Genomic DNA, 18,508 nt, shown 5'->3' with positions numbered 1-18,508 from the left:
ATCAACGCCGCCTTTCGTGAGTTTTCTGAGGGATCTGGGGGTGCTGAGCCGGCGGGTGGGCGTTCGTGCCCCGCAGCAGGCTGACGAGAGCGACGGCGATCGCGCCCGCCACGACCATCGCGACGAGCGGTGACAGCAGGCCCGAGACCGTCGTCAGGCAGAGGGCGCCGGTGACCGCCGTGATCGCGCCCAGCGTCGTGGCGACCGCACGGGTCCCCAGGCCCATACGGCGCAGCCGGTGCGACACGTGGTCGGTACCGCCCCGCAACGGCGGGCGGTTCGCCAGCATGCGGGAGAGGAAGACCACGCAGGTGTCGACGGTCGCCACGAACATCGGCAGGAACAATCCGGCGATCGTCGCGTCCGGCGACCGTCCCATGACCAGGACGGTCGCCGAGCAGGCCATCGTGAATCCGAGGAACAGCGACCCGGAGTCCCCCATGAACATTCTCGCGGGCGCCCAGTTGTGCGGCAGGAAGCCCAGGCACGCGCAGGCGAGCGCGCACAGGAGCACCGCGAGCGAGGTGTGGCCCTGGTACAGGGCCGTGGCCGCGAGGAGACCGGCGGCCACGGTGGTGACGGTTCCCAGCGCGCCGTCCATGTTGTCCAGCAGGTTGAAGGAGTTCGTCATCACGACGATCCACACCACGGTGAGGGCGCTGTCCAGCCACGTCCCGGTGACGGTCGCCTGGACGCCGGAGAGCACCACCCCGATCGCCACCGCGGTCTCCACGATCAACCTGGTGGCCGCGGGCAGGGGGGTGATGTCGTCGATCAGGCCGAGGACGGACACCGTGGCGGCGGCGAGGAGGATCGCGATGATCTGCAGATCGGCGAAGCCGAGCGCGATCACGGTGGGCACGACCGTGCCCACCGTGATCGCGACACCGCCGAGGTACGGGGTCGGGCGGGCGTGGACCTTGTGCCCGCCGGGGTGGTCGGTGAGATCCCACCGCAGCGCCAGGCGCCTCAGCGGCACGGCGGCCGTCACGCTGAGCAGGCAGGCCGCTCCCGCGGTGAGGGCGATCGTCCCGCTCACCGGGGGAACGCCGCCGGATCGCCGGAGGCCTCTCTGATGATCTCGGTGAGGATCTGGTCGAGACAGCGCCGCGGAGCCCAGCCGGTGAGCGCGCGGAGCTTCGTGGTGTCCGGAACCCTGCGGGTCATGTCCTCGAACCCCTGCTCGTAGGCCTGGGAGTAGGGGATGAGGTCGACCCCGGAGGTGGACCCGGTGAACTCGATGATGAGTTTCGCCAGCTCCATGATGCTCACCTCGTCGGTGGAGCCGATGTTGAAGGTCTCACCGACGGCCGCGTCCTCGTCGAGCAGCCGGAGCAGCGCGTCGACGATGTCCGCGACGTGTGCGAAGCAGCGGGTCTGGGTCCCGTCGCCGAAGACCGTCAGGGGCGTGGCCGACAGGGCCTGCCGGACGAGGCTCGGGATCACCATGCCGTAGGTCGGGCTCTGCCGCGGGCCCACGGTGTTGAACAGCCGGACGACGATCGTCGGCAGGCCGCGCTCCTTGTGATAGGCGTTGGCGAGGATCTCGTCGACGGCCTTGGCGGTGCTGTAGGCCCATCGGACCACCGCGGGGCTGCCGAGGATGCGGTCGGCCTTCTCGTGCAGCGCGCCGGAGGAGTTCTTGCCGTAGATCTCGCTCGTGCTGGTGATCAGGATCTTCTTCCGGTATCGGTGCGCGGCCTCGATGACGATCTCCGAACCCCGGATGTTGGTCGTCAGCGACCGCAGCGGTTGCTCGACGATCAGCTTGACGCCGACCGCGGCCGCCATGTGGACGACGACGTCGCACCGATGGACCAGCTCGTCGACCATGAGTTCGTCCAGGACCGAACCGTGCACGAAACGCAGGTTCGGGTGGGGGTGCAGGTTCTCCAGCCGTCCCGTCGAGAGGTTGTCCAGGGCGACGACGGAGTCACCGCGCGCGAGCAGTGCGTCGGCCAGATGCGATCCGATGAATCCGCTGCCGCCCGTTATCAGATATTTGGTGCTTGATGTTGTGCTCACGGGGTTCTCCTCGTCACGTGCCTGGAGGGAGATCTCTGTTGGCGGGAGGAAACGGTGGATCACGCGTAGCCGCCGACTTCGGCCCCGATACCCGGGACCTGCGTTCTCTCGAACCAGGCCACCGTTGTGCGGAGCCCGTCCTCAAGTGGGACGGGACGCACGCCGGGGAACAGTTCACGCAGCAGACGGGGAGAGGCCTGGGATTGCCGGATGTCGCCCGGTCGGGGCGGCAGGCAGGTCTCCTCGACGGGGCGGCCGAGGATCTCGGAGAGGAGGCCCATCAGGTGCCGGAGGGAGACGAGGGTCCCGAACGCCAGGTTTACCGGCTTCGTGCTGGTCATCCGCTGCGCGGCCGCGTCGGCGAGGACCTGGGTCACCGAGCCCACGTAGGTGAAGTCCCGCGACTGGAGGCCGTCGCCGTGCAGCGGAACCGGCTCGCCCCGCAGCGCGGCGGAGACGAACGCCGGGATCACGGCCGCGTACGCGTGCCCGGCGCTCTGCAGCGGGCCGTAGACGTTGAAGAAGCGGAACGGCAGGACCGGCAGGCCGTAGCTGTGCGCGTAGGCCAGTGCGTACGCCTCCGCGGCGAGCTTGCCGGCCCCGTACGGGCTGAGCGGTCTGGTGGGCAGGTCCTCGTGCTTGTGGGGTTCGGGACTGTCGCCGTACACCGAGGACGAGGAGGCGAGGATCACGTGTGGTCTGCTCGCGCGGCACGCCTCCAGCACGTGCAGGGTGCCGGTCGCGTTGACGGCGTGCGAGGCCAGCGGGTCGGCCAGGGAGCGGGGCACCGACGGCCGGGCGGCGAGGTGGATCACGTGCGTGACACCGGCCACCAGGTCCGTCAGCAGGTCCCGGTCCAGGATGCTGCCCGTCACCACCGTCGCCTCGACGCCGTCGAGGTTGGTGAGGTCCCCGCTGCTCAAATCGTCCAGCACCGTGATGTGCCCGACCTCGGGCCTGGCGGCCAGCGCCCGGCACATGTGCGCGCCGATGAAACCGGCGCCGCCCGTCACCAGCACTCTCATCGTGTGTTCTCCTCCGCCACGAGCCGCCGGCCGGCCTTCCCGCACAGCGACCGGTAGAGGTGCTCGGTGTCGGAGACGAGGCGCTCCACGCCGAACGCTTGGGTTGTCCAGTCGTGGGCCGCCTCGCCCATCTGGCGGGCCAGGCCCGGGTCGCAGAGCAGGCGGACGGTGTGCGCCGCCAGTTCGGCCGGGTCGGTCGACGCCAGCAGACCGGTGTGCCCGTCCCTGACGACCTCGGCGACGCTTCCCACCCGGGTGGAGACGACCGGCGTGCCCGCCATGCCCGCCTCGATGAGGGTGAGCGGGGTTCCCTCGTTGTCGGAGGTCAGCACGACCACGTCGGCGGCGGCGTAGACGGTCTCCACGTCCTTCCTCCAGCCGAGCAGGTGAAAGGAGTCGCGGACGGGCTCGACCTCCCGGGTGACCTGCCGCTCCAGGTCGCCGCCCCCGCAGATGACGAAGCGGCAGCCGGGGATCTGCCTGGATACGGTGTCGGCCACGGCGAGGAACCGGTCGGGCCGCTTCACCGGGGTGAGGCGGCCCACGTACGCCACGACGGGCGCGTCCGGCGGTAGTCCCAGCGCGGCGCGTGCCGTCCTGCGGTCGGGGACCGGTTTCAGCCGGACACCGGGAGGGATCACCACGTACTGCGAGGGGCGCCCGATCCCGGCCTGGAGCAGATCATCCCTGACCTGGGACCCCACCGTCACCAGCCGGTCCGACACGGACGCCAGGAGCCGTTCCGACCGCACATAGAGCGCGCGCCTGGCCGGGGAGAAGTAGCCGTGCAGGAGGTGCCCGTGGAAGACGTGCACCCGGGCCGAGCCGACGCCGGCCAGGCGGGCGGCCACCCGGCCCAGGGCGCCCGCCTTGGCCGTGCGGGTGTGGACGATGTGCGGGCGGAACGCCCGCATGGCGCTGATCAGCCAGAAGAGCGCGCGGTAGTCGTCTCCGGGCCTGACCGACCGGCCGAGGCCGGGGACCCGCTGGACCGGTGTCTCCGCCCCGTGCAGCCGGAGGTGGTCGCACTCGTGGCCGTCGACGTAGCCGGTGTAAAGGCGGTGGTCGAATTCCTTCGCGTCCAACCCTTCCGACAACCCCGACACCTGAGTGGCGGGGCCGCCGACGTTCATTCGGGCGATGATTTCCATTACACGAATCCGGCCGTCCGGCTTCATGCGGGCTCCTCGGTGACGGGCCTGGCTCACGTCGGAGAAACTAGTTCGCTCTTTGGATTTTTCGCCGACACCATCACGGTGATGGCGCGATGTTTTTCCTATTCCCTACCTAGGCATGATCTAGCTGGGTCGCCCCAAGTGTTCGCAGTCCGCCCGATGATCCCCATCGGGGCCGATGGCTTTGCGAGTAGCCATGGTGGAAATATGGAGAATTATCCTTTTTCTATATTTCGCATATCTGTGTTTCGCCGCTGGAAGATCACCTGGGGTCCGGACAGCCGAGGTCGGTGACGCGCCGCAACGACGCGATCCAAAAACCCGTGCCGAGCGTGGCGACGGCCAGCGTTCCCCACGCGAAACAGAGCGACGCCTGGAACGGGCCCGAGGCGGTCCAGACGGCGGCGAGGAGCACGCCCAGGAGCATGACCCCCTCCGCCAGGAGGTACGCGAGCCGCCAGCCGGGCCTGCCGAGGGCGAGGGGAAGCACGTTGGACCAGCACACGAGTCCCTTCACGCACGCGCCGCCCAGGAGCACCACGGCGACCACGCCGAGATGGGCGTACTGGGGGCCGTAGGCCATGCCGATGACGGCGTCGGTCACCGGGAGCGCGACGGCGAGGGTCGCCGCTCCGGCCGCGGCGAGCAGCAGGGTGGTGCGCGTGATGTCCCGGATGATGGGTGCCCTTCCCGCTCCCGCCGTGGCGGTCCGGATGATCCGGGGATAGAGCATCGCGGCCACCGGGATCGCCAGGTTGGCGTAGAAGCGGCCGGGAGCTGACGCGATCTTGAGGATGGCCACCAGGGTCGGGCCGCCCAGCAGGCCCGCGAGGGTGAGGATGCCCGAGTCGGAGATCCCGGCCACGCTGGTTCCCATGGACGTCTTCACGGTGAAGGCGATCATGCCTGGGGGCAGCCGGACCCGTGCGACGGCCGGTCCCAGCCGCGCGAGGAGCCCCCGGGTCGCCAGCAGGTAGAACACCGCCGCCATCACCAGCGCACCCGCGGCCTGGCCCACCAGGTAGAGGAGGGGCCCTCCGAGGAACAACCCGCCGAGGGACAGCCCGAACGACAGGACCGCGCATCGCGTCCTGAGCACGCCCAGAGCGCGCAGCCGGTCTGTCAGCGCGAAGGCCGCGCCCGCCGTGCCGTACGACGCCATGGCCCCGCGTGTGATGATCGCGAGAGCGAGCATGAACGCGAACTCGTCCGACAGGGAGCCCAGCAGGCGCGCGGCCAGCACCGCCACGAGAGCGACACAGGCCGCGGCCACGCCGATCGCCACGTCCCAGCGGATCAGGCGCATGAACAGCGAGGAGCCCTGCCCGCTCCGCTGCTGTTCGATGGGGACGAATCGCTGGGCGGCGTTCTCCAGGCAGGGGTCGCACAGGAGGAACCAGACGATCGCTACAGACTGGGCGAAGATGACCTGACCGGATGTTTCGGTTCCTGTCTGGCGTACCAGGGCGATCAGGCTGAGAGTGGGAAGAACCGCTTCGCCCAGGCCGGCGGCGGTCAGCGATGTGAAGGTCCGCAGATGGCGCCCGCCAGGCGGGCGCATCCGGTGGACGGCACGTCCGAGAGTGTTGACCATGTCCTACGAGCAGACCTCGTCGTAGAGCCTGTCGAACCAGGCGGCCGCCCGGCTGATGTCCACGAGCTCCGCGCTTTCCCGCGCTCCTTCGCGAAGGCGCGCGTGGATCTCCGGGCGCGTCGCCCGCAGGATGCCCTCGGCGAGGGCGGCGGGGTCCCCCGGCCTGACGAGGATGCCGTTCCCGCGGTCCTCGATCAGATGGGGCACTCCGCCCACGGCGGTGGACACGACAGGCACGCCCGCGGCGAGAGCCTCCATGACGACCACGGGCAACCCTTCGTACGAGGAACTGAGCACGAGCAGGTCGGAGGAGGCGATGAGCCGGCCGGCGTCGGGCACGTGACCGAGCAGGCGCACGTTGCCCAGGCCGAGCTCCTCGACCCGGCGAGCCACCCGCGCGTGCAGGGGACCGGATCCGGCGAGCAGGAACACGGGACGGGGGTCTCGCTCCCCGACCCTCGCCGCGGCTTCGACGAGTAGCTCGTGGTTCTTCTGCGCGCGGAAGTTGGCGATGTGCACGACCAGGAAGGCGTCCGGGGAAACGTTCCACTCTCGCCTCGTCTGTTCCGATCGAGCCGCCCAGCGGCGTTGTTCCGCGAGGTGGACGCCGTGCACGCGAACGGACAGGCCCCGCGAGCGCCTGCCGGTGCGAGCGCGGGCGACCTCCGGGGAGACGGCCACGGTCCGGGTGTCCAGCCATCCCGTCGCCCGGTCGAGCAACATCGTCGGCAGGCGGTAGCGCACGTTGTGCACCGTCGAGACCAGGGCCGGGCGAGGACTCAACAGCTGGGACACGGGCCGCAGGAGCGACGCCGGAAGGGGGGAGTGGATGTTGAGAACGTCGGGTTCCAGCCTTCGCACCACGCACGCGAGGCGGGCCAGGCGGAGCCAGCGCGGGCACGCGGTGAGGTCGATGACCCGGATGCCCGCCGATCGCAGCCGCCCGCTCAGCTCGTGGGTGGAGGCCCGCAGGCATACGACGGTGTAGCGCTTGCCCGTCGGGGGAGCGGAGAGCAGCCTCTCGACGAGCAGGACCTCCGCGCCGCCCACGTCCAGCGTCTTGATCACTTCACAGACGTGCAGGCCGCTCATGACGCGCTCACCGGGGCAGGGGGCCGGTCGGCGATGAGCGTCTCGTACCATTCCCCGATGCGGTCGCCCACCATCCGCCAGTCGAGGTTCGACACGGCCCGCACGCCACGTTCGATCATCTGGAGGCACAGCGCCTCGTCGTCGAGGACCGATCGCAGGTGCGTCACCAGGTCCTGCACGGATCCCGACTGGAAGACGCGGTAGGCGGAGCCGTCCGCCACGACCGCGCCGAGCGAGGCGTCGGACGAGACGATGACGGCGGTGCCCAGCGCGAGGGCCTCCAGGAGGGCGAAGGGAATGCCCTCGCCGATGGCGGGAAGCCGCTGGGAGGCGTGCACGACCACCTGGGCCCGGCTCACCAGCGAGTACACGTCGTCGGCGGGGATGTGCCCGGCGAACTCGATTCCCGGACCCGTCCCGGCGAGCCGCTCGAGCCGGGCGCGTTGTGGGCCGTCACCCGCGATGACGAGGCGCGCGCCGGGGTGGTCGGTCCGTAGCCGGTGGAAGGCCTGAATGGTCAGCGCGTGGTTCTTCACCTCCACCAGCGAGCCCACACTGACGATCAATCCCGGTTCGACCGGATGTCTCGCCCGGAATCCGGCGAGGTGATCGAGGTTCAGGCCGCCGGGTATGATCCGCATCCGCCGCTCCGGCACGCCGGCCGCCAGCAGGTCCTCCCGCGGTCGTTCTCCGGCCACGATGAATCCGTCGGTGTGGCGGAAGGCCCACGGCATGATCCGCCGGTGACGCATCGTGAGGCCGCCGTGGATGTGGACCAGGAGGGGAATCCCCGCTCGCCGTGCGGCGGAGCCGAGGCCGAGCGCCTCGCGGTGGTCGCCGTGCGCGTGCACGATGTCGATCATGTGTGCCCGGTGGAGCGTCCGCGCGCACTCCATGGCGAAGGCGATCACATCCGACCTCCTGGAGACGGCGCGGCTGGCAGCGGTCCGTGCCAGCGGAAGCGCCTTCGCGCCACCGGGGATGTCGCCCCGCCGGTGGGCGACGACCACCTCGTGTCCACGCAGCATCTGCTCGTGGCTGAGGCGCTCGATATAGCGCTCCTTTCCCCCCGGCTCGGGTGGAAGTCGGTATCCGATGTGGAGAATCCTCATGTCAACCTCCCTGATGGGCTCGGTGTTCTTGCGGCCTGGCTCGACCGGGCCGACGCGTCGTCGCCTGGCGGGTCGCCGGCGGCACCTGAGGAGACCTCGTGCTCCGGGATCCGGTAGACGGCGCAGTCGCCGGAGCGGAACCGGAGCTCGGCGAAGTCTCCGATCCTGGAGGTCCGGCCGGTGCGGCGCTCGTCGGCGAAGAGCCAGCGCACCCCGTAGCGCTCGCGCAGCCGCCCGATCGTGGCCTCCGAGGGGGTCCGGAAGGCGGCGTCGTTGAGGGCGAGCCGTTCGCCGTCCCAGAACGGCAGGTGTTCCGGCGGGAAACCCGGTCGCCAGTGGCTCATGTTCGCGGCGGTGTAGGTCCATCCCTCGACCAGCACGCGCCGTTCGGACAGGGCGGCCACCCAGGACTGGCGGCTGTCGCACGGATCCTCGTACCCCCAGCGGCAGTGCGCGTCCGTGGCGACCAGGTCGCCCGGATCCGAGTGGGCGCGCAGCCACCGGCCGGCCTCCAGGGCGCCCAGCGGAACGGGCGAGGCCACCGGCCTGACCGCGGGAGAACTCTTTCCGATGAGGCGGTCCATGACGGAAAGGACACGCGCGTGCCCATAGGCGGGCAGGCCGATGGCCGCGAGCATGACGGTCACGAGGACCCATCCGCGAAGGCCGCCGCACCTGACGACCAGGACGGCGGACACCAGGACGACGGCCACCGCCAGCACGATGTACGGCCGGTGGAGGACGGCGTCCCGCTCACCGGGACCGAGGGGGATTTTGACGCCGCACAGGACGGGAATCGCATAGGCGGCGACCGCCCCGGCACCGGCCGCGCACATCGCCTCTCCGCGTGAAACCCGTGCGCGCCGCAGGAGGACGAGGATCCCGTAGACCGCGACGATCACCAGGTAGGGATAGGCGCCCCAGAGGAAGAAGAGCTGGCTGCGGCCCGGGTGCCCGAGCAGGAGCGCCGCGCCCATGCCCGCCGCGCCCATGCCGAGCAGGAGGACCACCGCCGGTCGCAGGAGCAACCTCGGCCTGCACAGCAGCCCGAGGATCCCGCACCACGCGACGGCCCAGCACAACAGGTAGAGCGACGCGACGGCCAGCACCGAGACCAGCGGGGGGTTCACCTGGTCGCCCAGACCGGTCAGCTCGCCCCACGCGGTTCGCGCGAACGAGAGGGGGGCGACGATCAGCCCCTGTCGCGTCTGGCCGAACAGCGTCACCTGCGCGATGAGGAAGCAGGCCACGGTCATCCCGAGCGCGGTGAGCGCGGGCCACGGCGCCCGGCGCCGCCTGATCACCTCGACCGCGACCACCGCCAGCAGGCCCACCGCGAGCAGGGGCAGGTAGACGGCCTTGGCCCCCATGATCGCGAGGAGGAGGATCGCCAGCAGCGGCCACCTGCCCGCACCGCGGTGCCCATGATCGAGGAGGTCGACGAGCAGCAGGACGACCGGGGCGAACAGGAGGGCTCCGAACGCCTGGGTGGGGCTCGTCCAGGAAGCGTCTGGAATGCCTCCCCAGGTGAACAGCTCGCTGCTGCCCAGGTAGAGGCTCGCCGCTCCGACCGAGATCGAGCCGGTGATGGCGAGGAGTGCGGCGGGGCGGGAGCGGGTGAGGCGGTGGGCGATCATGGCCAGGAGGATGGTGAGGGCGGCCATCATGGGGAGCATGCTCAGGCGGAAGAGCAGGACGAGGGGTTCGATGCCGGTGATCCAGCTGGCGGCGGCGTAGTGGGTGTAGACGAACCAGTGGTAGAGCAGGGGTTCGCCGTCGACCATGGGGACGGTGGGGGGCAGGTGGTGTTTCAGCTCGCCGATGAGGGCGAGGTGGAAGGGCATGTCGACCGAGGCGGTGGCGAGGGTGGGCCAGGTGAGGGTGTGGCCGCGGAAGAATCTGGCGATGCTGAGGAGGATGAGGTAGGCGCAGGTGAGGGCGAGGGTCCAGGACCACCAGGTGGGGGTGGGGGTGTGGGGGCGGCTGTTCCAGTGCTTGCGCAGGCGTGGCACGGTGAGGAACAGGGTGTAGGTGGCGATGGGCCAGGTCAGGACGAGTAGGGGCAGGCCGGTGGCGCGGGCGGGGATGTAGGTGAAGATCTCCAGGGCGTATCCCAGTGCGGTGCCCAGGGCGATCTCTTCGGTCAGGGTGCGTTCGCCGGGGTAGGTGGCGCGGATGATCAGGGTGCCGGGCAGGGTCAGGCCCAGGATGAGGTAGGCGGTGAACAGGGTCAGGTCGGTGGCTGACACGCCGTACAGCAGCAGTGTCGCGTAGGCCAGGACGGCCGTGCAGGTGGCGGGCAGGATGCGCCGCAGGCGGGGGGCGGGCAGGGCGCGTCGCAGGCGGGGGGCGCGGGGGCGGGACGGGCGTCGCCGGGCGGGCGCGGGTGCCCGGGGGGTTTCCAGGGGAGCGGGGCTCGGTGCGGAGGCGGAGGCGGGCGACGTCGTGTCCATGAGCGCAAGCATGCTGACGTGAGCGTCCCGGGCGATCTCGGACTCAGGCTACCGGGTATTTCCTTGCCAGTCCTTTATGCGGGAGGCGAAGGCAACCGACCCGATTACTCCACACCCCCACCAAGTTGAGATTGATTTGCGGTTTGGGTGGCCTTTTGGTGCGATATTAGAGTGATTTTCTGTATTGTAGGTAAATCGCCGTTATTTAAGGCTAATTCCTGTTGGGGGTTGGATGTGATTGCCTTTCTTTCTGCCTATGGTCCTGGCCGGGGCGGAAAGTTGGCCAAGGGAATGCTGTCGGGAGGTCACACATGGCAGGCGGTATGGACAATGCGAGGAAGGCCGGTCGGCGGTCGCCGTTCACCTTCGGGGCCGGTCTTCTCACCCTGATCGGCCTGCTGGGTGCCATCTGGGCGCCGGGGCCCGGCACCGTCGCCCCGCAGGAGTGGGCGACCGTGCGGAACGTCGTACCGATCGGACCGGACGCCGCCCCCGGCCCGGTGACCGGACACCCACCCGGGCGGCCGGCTCCGGGCGCCGCCGCCGGAGCGGGGCGGGCGCCGGCCGACGGACGCCGGGCCGTGGAGGTCAAGGCTGCGCCGCCGGAAGGCGGCCGAGCCCGTTCGCTGGAACGGAGGCTCGCCGGGTTCGGCCTGCGCGGCCTTCCCGAGAAAGGCGCGGGGACGCCGGAGGAGAGGGGCCGCGGCCGGGCGTCCCACGCGGCCTGCCCGGTGACCTCTGTCATCTGCCTGGAGAACAGCCTGCCGGGAAACCCGCCGAGCGAATGGGACATACCGGGAGCCGGCAGCAGCAGCATCCAGGGATACGCGACCCAGATGAGCGTCGACAAGGGGGAGACCGTCCAGTTCAAGGTGAACACCCCGGCGACCGCCTACCACGTGGACGTCTACCGCATCGGTTACTACGGCGGCATGGGCGCACGAAAGATCACAACGCTCACTCCCTCGGCCACCCTGCCCCAGGCGCAGCCGCCCTGCCTCACGGATCCGGTGACCGCACTGGTCGACTGCGGGAACTGGGCGGTCTCGGCCTCGTGGGCCGTGCCGCCCACCGCCGTCTCGGGGGTCTACATCGCGAACCTGATCCGGGATGACGCGACGCCCGGTGCCAGCCAGATGATATTCGTGATCCGGGACGACGAACGCGGATCGGATCTCCTGCTGCAGACCTCCGACAGCACCTGGCAGGCGTACAACAAGTACGGCGGCAGCAGTCTCTACTCGGCGGGCGTTCCGGCGGGGCGGGCCTACAAGGTCAGCTACAACCGGCCGTTCATCACGCGTATCTCCAGCTGCTGCGGCGGTTCGGTGGAGAGCTGGTTCTTCAACGCCGAATACCCCATGATCAGATGGATCGAGGCCAACGGCTACGACGTCAGCTACACCAGCAGTATCGACACCGCGATGCGTGGCCAGCAGATGCTCGACCACAAGGTCTTCCTCTCCGTCGGCCACGACGAGTACTGGTCCAACGACATGCGGGACAACGTCACGAACGCCCGGGACAGCGGCGTCGACATAGCCTTCTTCTCCGGGAACGAGGGTTTCTGGAAGGGCCGCTGGGAGGCGGCGATGAGTGACGGGACCCCCTTCCGGACCTTCGTCTGCTACAAGGAGACGCTGGCGAACGCCAAGATCGACCCGAGCCCCCAGTGGACCGGATCGTGGCGTGATCCACGCTTTTCCCCGCCCTCGGACGGCGGCAGACCGGAGAACGCGCTGAATGGGACGTGGTTCAGGGTCAACGGCGTCTCCAACGACGCGATAACCGTGCCGGCCGACTTCAGCAAGATGCGAATCTGGCGCAACACCTCCGTGGCGAACCTCTCCCCAGGACAGACGGCCGTCTTCCCCACCGGGACGCTCGGTTACGAATGGGATGTCTCACCCAGCAACGGGTCCGAACCTCCGGGCCGGGCCAGGTACTCCAGCACGGTCATGAACCTCACCTCCAAATACCTGCTCGACTACGGCAGTACGTACGGGCTCGGCACCGCGAACCACAACCTGACGCTCTACCGGGCCTCCAGCGGTGCGCTCGTCTTCGGCGCGGGGACCATCCAGTGGTCGTGGGGGCTGGACGCCAACCACGATCGAGCGGGCACGCCCACCGACATCCGGATGCAGCAGGCGACGGTCAACCTCCTCGCCGACATGGGGTCCCAGCCCGCCAGTCTCCAGCCGGGTCTGGTCCCGGCCACCGCGTCGACGGACACCAGCCCTCCCACGTCGACGATCACGAACCCGTCGAACGGAGCCACCCTGCCCGAGCTGACGAACGTCACGATCCAGGGAACGGCGGCCGACACCGGGGGCGGTGTCGTGGCCGGAATCGAGGTCTCGGTCGACGGCGGCACCCGGTGGTTTCCGGCGACGGGCCGGGAGAACTGGCAGTACCGCTGGACACCCCAGACCACGGGAACCACGACGATCGCGGTCCGGGCGGTCGACGACATCGGCAACCTCCAGGTGATCCCGACCACGATCACCGTCACCATCAACACGTCGTGTGACGCCTGCACCATCTGGCCGCCCAGCAGCGTGCCCGCCGTCAGCTCGGCCAACGATCCCGTGCCGGTCGAACTCGGGGTGCAGTTCCAGACCACGACCGCGGGCACCGTCAGAGGCGTCAGGTTCTACAAGGGCGCGCTCAACACGGGGACGCACACCGGGAACCTCTGGAGCGCGAGCGGGCAGCTCCTGGCGAGAGCCACGTTCACCAACGAGACGGCGAGCGGGTGGCAGCAGGTGGACTTCGACACGCCGGTCACGGTGACCGCCGGCACGACGTATGTCGCCTCGTATCACACGACGTCCGGGAACTACTCGACAACGGTCCCCTACTTCACCACGCAGTACACGAACGGCCCGTTCGTGGTGCCGGCCAGCAGTGTGCAGGTCGGTAACGGCGTCTACGCCTACAGCGCGACGAGCACCTTCCCGACCGGCACCTACCGGGCCACCAACTACTGGGTCGACGTGCTGTTCGTCCCGGTCAGGAGCCTGTGGGACGACCAGACGGTTCCGCAGGTCCCGTCGCAGAACGACCCCAACGCCGTGACGGTCGGCGTCAAGTTCCAGACGCTGACCGACGGCAGCATCAGGGGCATCCGTTTCTACAAGGGCGTACAGAACACCGGGACGCATGTCGGGAGCCTGTGGACGAGTGACGGGCAGTTGCTCGCCAACGCGACCTTCACCAACGAGACGGCGAGCGGGTGGCAGCAGGTGCACTTCGACACGCCCGTCGCGGTGACCGCCCACACGACGTACGTCGCCTCGTACTACACGAGTTCGGGGTTCTACTCGCTGACATCCTCGTATTTCACCGAGCCGTATGTGAACGGCCCGCTTGTCGCGCTGGGCAACGGTGACGAGGGGGGCAACGGTGTTTACACGTACGGCGCGGCGAGTACCTTCCCGACCAGCACCTACCAGGCCAGCAACTACTGGGTCGACGTATTGTTCGTGCCGTTCACGAGCCTCTGGGAGAAAACGGCGACCCCCGCCGTCGCATCCCAACCCGACAAGCTGCCCGTCACGGTCGGCGTCAAATTCACGACGATGACGAGTGGCAGTATCAGGGGTGTCCGTTTCTACAAGGGCGTCAACAACACCGGGCCGCATGTCGGGAGTCTGTGGACGAGCGGCGGGCAGTTGCTCGCCAGCGCGACCTTCACCGGCGAGACGGCGAGCGGGTGGCAGCAGGTGAACTTCGACACGCCCGTCCCGGTGACCGAGAACGCGACCTATGTCGTCTCTTACAATACTTTGTCTGGTTATTATTCGCAGACACGACCGTATTTCAATGTGCAGTACACGAGCGAACCGCTCATCGCGCCGGCCAGCGGCGCGGTGGGAGGCAACGGTGTCTACACCTACGGCGCGGCGAATCCCTTCCCGGCCAGCACCTACCAGACCACCAACTACTGGGTCGACGTGGTGTTCGACGTCGCCTAGCCTCACCGCACTCGCGAAATCCCGGCCGGCGCCCTCCCCGCCGTGCCGGACGGGCGGGCGGACACCGCGGAGGCGGCGGTGTCCGGACCCGTTCCGGCGCCGGACACGAGCCGCCGCCGCTCCTGCGGGACCCTGGTCCAGGCGACCGCGGACAACAGGCTCACGACCATGACGATCGGTATCCGCTGCCGGAAGATGAGACCGATGTTGGACATGGTGGTCGTGTACATGATCGTGCACGGTACGGCGAAGAGCAGGAGGATCAGCAGCATCCTGCGGTTCTCACCCCACATTCGCCGGACCCCGACGACCGCGCACCACAGAAGGTAGTACCACAGCGCCGTCTCGACCTTCGCCAGCTGTAGCACCAGGCTGCCGTCCATCCAGGGGAACGGGGAAAGAAGCGTGTAGACCAGCTTCGGCAGGAACGCGCTCCACGGATTACCGCCGTCGTCGAAGGCGATTCCCGAACCTCCCGCGGCGTTGGAGTGACGGACGATCTCCGACTGTCCGCGCTCCAGCTGCTCCTGCATCATGACGAGCGGTGTGCTCTCCACCACGTCAGGAAATATCAGGACAGGCACCAGGAACATGGCCAGGATGGCCAGCACGCACAACGGAAAAGCGCGCTTGAGGCCCGCCAGGCCGAGAATCAGTGGTATCGCGCACATGAAAACCATGTAGGGGCGCACGTTCCAGAGCGTCCACAGCAGCGGGCCGAGGAGAAATAGTTTACGCATGTCGAAACGCTGGACGTTCGAAGCGGCGAGGCCGAGACAGGATATGACGAGAAACGCGTTGAATCCGTCCTTGAACATGTCGGACGTATGCAGCATGAATGCCGGCATGAATGCCATCAGGGTCATCAGCCTGAACGCCGCGCGCTCGTCGGCGCCGATGAGCCGCGCGAATCTGTACATGACGACGCACAGCCCGCAGGCGATGAGCGCCACGAAGGCGGTGCAGGCCAGGGGGGCCGGGCCACCGCACAGGTACATGATCGCCGCGAAGATGTTGCAGGGCACCGCCACGGAGTAGAGGCTGTCGATCTGCTCGGAGGTGACGAACGTGAAGCCCTCGTGCTTCCAGTACGCCACGATCTCCAGGGCCCTGCCCTCGTAGACGAAGTTGTCTCCGCCGTACGCGATGGAGTTGGACCGCATCACGAGGACGTGAACGAGCAGTCGCACGACGAAGGCCAGCATCAGCACCCACAGGGCACGCCGAGCCACCCGCGCGCCGAGGGCCGTCTGAACGATGAACACCAGCGTCACCACGGCGGCCGCGACGATTATGTACTCCACAGAGAATCACCCGTACGATGTCGTGGCCGGATCGGGATTTCGGGTGCCGAAGGCGGGTCGGCTCCCCGGCGCGGGGGCAGGGTGGGGGAGTGGGCATCGCCCGCCGACTTTAATGGCAGGGCGTGCCCTTACCGCCGGATATGCCATCGTCCGGCTGCTTAAATTCCCGCAAAGAAATGCGGGCTCCGGAACGACCGCCTGCCGGCTCATTTCATCGCCTGACCCGGCGGAGGACCGGATAATCAGGGTGGCCGGGTCCGCCCCCTCGGACAAAGGACTGGCAAGGAAACGCCCGGTAGCCTGAGTCCGAGATCGCCCGGGACGCTCACGTCAGCATGCTTGCGCTCATGGACACGACGTCGCCCGCCTCCGCCTCCGCACCGAGCCCCGCTCCCCTGGAAACCCCCCGGGCACCCGCGCCCGCCCGGCGACGCCCGTCCCGCCCCCGCGCCCCCCGCCTGCGACGCGCCCTGCCCGCCCCCCGCCTGCGGCGCATCCTGCCCGCCACCTGCACGGCCGTCCTGGCCTACGCGACACTGCTGCTGTACGGCGTGTCAGCCACCGACCTGACCCTGTTCACCGCCTACCTCATCCTGGGCCTGACCCTGCCCGGCACCCTGATCATCCGCGCCACCTACCCCGGCGAACGCACCCTGACCGAAGAGATCGCCCTGGGCACCGCACTGGGATACGCCCTGGAGATCTTCACCTACATCCCCGCCCGCGCCACCGGCCTGCCCCTACTCGTCCTGACCTGGCCCATCGCCACCTACACCCTGTTCCTCACCGTGCCACGCCTGCGCAAGCACTGGAACAGCCGCCCCCACACCCCCACCCCCACCTGGTGGTCCTGGACCCTCGCCCTCACCTGCGCCTACCTCATCCTCCTCAGCATCGCCAGATTCTTCCGCGGCCACACCCTCACCTGGCCCACCCTCGCCACCGCCTCGGTCGACATGCCCTTCCACCTCGCCCTCATCGGCGAGCTGAAACACCACCTGCCCCCCACCGTCCCCATGGTCGACGGCGAACCCCTGCTCTACCACTGGTTCGTCTACACCCACTACGCCGCCGCCAGCTGGATCACCGGCATCGAACCCCTCGTCCTGCTCTTCCGCCTGAGCATGCTCCCCATGATGGCCGCCCTCACCATCCTCCTGGCCATGATCGCCCACCGCCTCACCCGCTCCCGCCCCGCCGCACTCCTCGCCATCGCGGGCACCGTGTTCATGACCGCCCCGAACCTCTACCTGGGGGTGAACATCGGGATGTTCACCTGGAGAGGCTTCCAGTCCTGGACGGGCCCCACCCAGACCTTCGGAGCCCTCCTGTTCGCCCCGGTCGTCCTGCTGCTCGTCGACCTTCTCGAAGGACACAGACGGAGATGGAGACGTGACGCCGGCAGATGGCTCCTGCTCGGCGTGTTCGTCGTGGCGGTCATGGGAGCCAAGGCCACCCACCTCCCTCCGCTCGCCGCGGGACTGGCCGCCGTCGTCGGGGTCGAGGTGATCAGGCGGCGCCGGGTACCCCGGCCCGCGCTCGCCGCGCTCGGGATGACGGCGGCGTGCTCCCTCTTCGCGCAGGTAGTACTGTTCGGCGGTGCGAGGCAGGGGATGATGGTCGACCCCCTCTCCCTGCTGCGCCGGGCCTGGGGAGAGCTGACCGGCCACGCCGGCGCGGTCGAGCCGCCGCCGCTCTCGGTGCTCGGTGTCACGGTGCTGTACGCGCTGTGCCTGGCCGTCACGTGGTGCGGGATCCTCGGGCTGCTGTGCAGGCCGAGGCTGCTCCTGCGACCGGCGGTGGTCCTCCTGCTCGGCATGGGCGCCGCGTGTGTCGGCGCCGTGCTCCTGCTCGGTCACCCCCACCTCGGCCAGCTCTACTTCTTCGGGGCCGGCTATCCCTACCTGATGATCATCGCGGCCTACGGGCTCTCCGTCATCGTGCGGCGGGCACGGGTGCCGCTCAGGACGATCGCGTACGCGGTCGGCGCCGGCGTGATGACGGCCTACCTGATCCGCATGCTGTGCGATGTCAGGACCCCCCTGGCCCCGGGCCGGCCCGACACCGTGCTGTACCTGCCCTACGCCGCGCTGCTGGCCGTCGTCGTGCTGGTGGCCGCCGCCCTGGTGACGACCGGGCGCGGCAGCCTCCGGGCCTGGGCCTTCGTGCTCGTCGTGTTCGCGGCGGTCGGGCCGCCCGCCGCCTGGTTCACGCGCGTTCTCCCGGGAGCGGAGAGCGTCCCGGCGGCCCGGACGTTCGGGGAGGTCCCGCCGGTGGCGGTCCAGGCGGTTCCCCAGGGGGCCCTGGAGGCCGGCCGGTGGCTGCGCGCCCACTCGGATCCGGGCGACCTGGTCGCCACGGACGCGCACTGCCGCTGGGGGTACGAGGATCCGTGCGACAGCCGCCAGTTCTGGGTGGCCGCCCTGTCCGAACGGCGCGTGCTGGTCGAGGGATGGACCTACACCGCCGCGAACATGAGCCACTGGCGTCCAGGGTCCCTGCCGGAACACCTGCCGTTCTGGGACGGCGAACGGCTCGCCCTCAACGACGCCGCCTTCCGGACCCCCTCGGAGGCCACGATCGGGCGGCTGCGCGAGCGCTACGGGGTGCGCTGGCTCTTCGCCGACGAGCGCCGCACCGGCCGGACCTCCAGGATCGGGGACTTCGCCGAGCTCCGGTTCCGCTCCGGCGACTGCGCCGTCTACCGGATCCCGGACGGATCGGCGTGACCTAAGGCTTGCGTAATGG

General features: G+C 69.2%; 11 protein-coding genes. 2 read left to right on the top strand and 9 right to left on the bottom strand.

Annotated features, from left to right (window positions below; all coding sequences use genetic code 11):
* Nucleotide 1: 1 nt before the first annotated feature.
* The 8 genes from OG587_RS38500 to OG587_RS38465 all read right to left on the bottom strand — a co-directional run bounded on the left by OG587_RS38500 (nt 2) and on the right by OG587_RS38465 (nt 10,476).
* Nucleotides 2-1,039 carry an MraY family glycosyltransferase gene (locus OG587_RS38500; protein ID WP_329083749.1) on the bottom strand — a complete coding sequence of 346 codons (1,038 nt, stop codon included), beginning with the start codon at nt 1,037-1,039 and terminating at the stop codon, nt 2-4.
* Nucleotides 1,036-2,025: an NAD-dependent epimerase/dehydratase family protein gene (locus OG587_RS38495; protein ID WP_329083748.1), complete on the bottom strand. Its 990-nt coding sequence runs from the start codon at nt 2,023-2,025 to the stop codon at nt 1,036-1,038. The genes OG587_RS38500 and OG587_RS38495 overlap by 4 nt, the downstream gene beginning before the upstream one ends.
* A 59-nt stretch (nt 2,026-2,084) precedes the next feature.
* Nucleotides 2,085-3,050, bottom strand: coding sequence for an NAD-dependent epimerase/dehydratase family protein (locus OG587_RS38490; RefSeq protein ID WP_329083747.1), 966 nt, complete (start codon nt 3,048-3,050; stop codon nt 2,085-2,087).
* Entirely contained in the window at nt 3,047-4,183 is a 1,137-nt protein-coding gene (locus OG587_RS38485; RefSeq protein WP_329083746.1) for a glycosyltransferase, read from the bottom strand. Before OG587_RS38485 ends, OG587_RS38490 begins: the two co-directional genes overlap by 4 nt.
* A gap of 304 nt (nt 4,184-4,487) precedes the next feature.
* Complete coding sequence (locus tag OG587_RS38480) at nt 4,488-5,819, bottom strand: hypothetical protein (protein WP_329083745.1); 1,332 nt, start codon at nt 5,817-5,819, stop codon at nt 4,488-4,490.
* Between the two features lie 3 nt (nt 5,820-5,822).
* Nucleotides 5,823-6,911, bottom strand: a complete 1,089-nt coding sequence (locus tag OG587_RS38475) for a glycosyltransferase (RefSeq protein ID WP_329083744.1) — start codon at nt 6,909-6,911, stop codon at nt 5,823-5,825.
* Nucleotides 6,908-8,023: a glycosyltransferase family 4 protein gene (locus tag OG587_RS38470; protein WP_329083743.1), complete on the bottom strand. Its 1,116-nt coding sequence runs from the start codon at nt 8,021-8,023 to the stop codon at nt 6,908-6,910. Before OG587_RS38470 ends, OG587_RS38475 begins: the two co-directional genes overlap by 4 nt.
* Entirely contained in the window at nt 8,020-10,476 is a 2,457-nt protein-coding gene (locus OG587_RS38465) for a hypothetical protein (protein ID WP_329083742.1), read from the bottom strand. Before OG587_RS38465 ends, OG587_RS38470 begins: the two co-directional genes overlap by 4 nt.
* A 311-nt stretch (nt 10,477-10,787) precedes the next feature.
* On the opposite strand from OG587_RS38465, the gene OG587_RS38460 reads away from it, so the two are divergent.
* Nucleotides 10,788-14,456 (top strand): DUF4082 domain-containing protein, encoded by a 3,669-nt coding sequence (locus OG587_RS38460; protein ID WP_329083741.1) that lies wholly within the window; start codon nt 10,788-10,790, stop codon nt 14,454-14,456.
* 2 nt (nt 14,457-14,458) lie between these two features.
* Here OG587_RS38460 and OG587_RS38455 read toward each other — a convergent pair whose 3' ends face one another.
* Nucleotides 14,459-15,760: a hypothetical protein gene (locus OG587_RS38455; protein ID WP_329083740.1), complete on the bottom strand. Its 1,302-nt coding sequence runs from the start codon at nt 15,758-15,760 to the stop codon at nt 14,459-14,461.
* 347 nt (nt 15,761-16,107) lie between these two features.
* On the opposite strand from OG587_RS38455, the gene OG587_RS38450 reads away from it, so the two are divergent.
* Nucleotides 16,108-18,489, top strand: coding sequence for a hypothetical protein (locus tag OG587_RS38450; RefSeq protein ID WP_329083739.1), 2,382 nt, complete (start codon nt 16,108-16,110; stop codon nt 18,487-18,489).
* Nucleotides 18,490-18,508: the final 19 nt, after the last annotated feature.

This window comes from Streptosporangium sp. NBC_01469, assembly GCF_036227305.1.
Taxonomy (GTDB): Bacteria; Actinomycetota; Actinomycetes; order Streptosporangiales; family Streptosporangiaceae; genus Streptosporangium.
The sequence above is the reverse complement of the archived record's forward strand: the minus strand, read 5'-3'. Positions and strand labels throughout refer to the sequence as shown.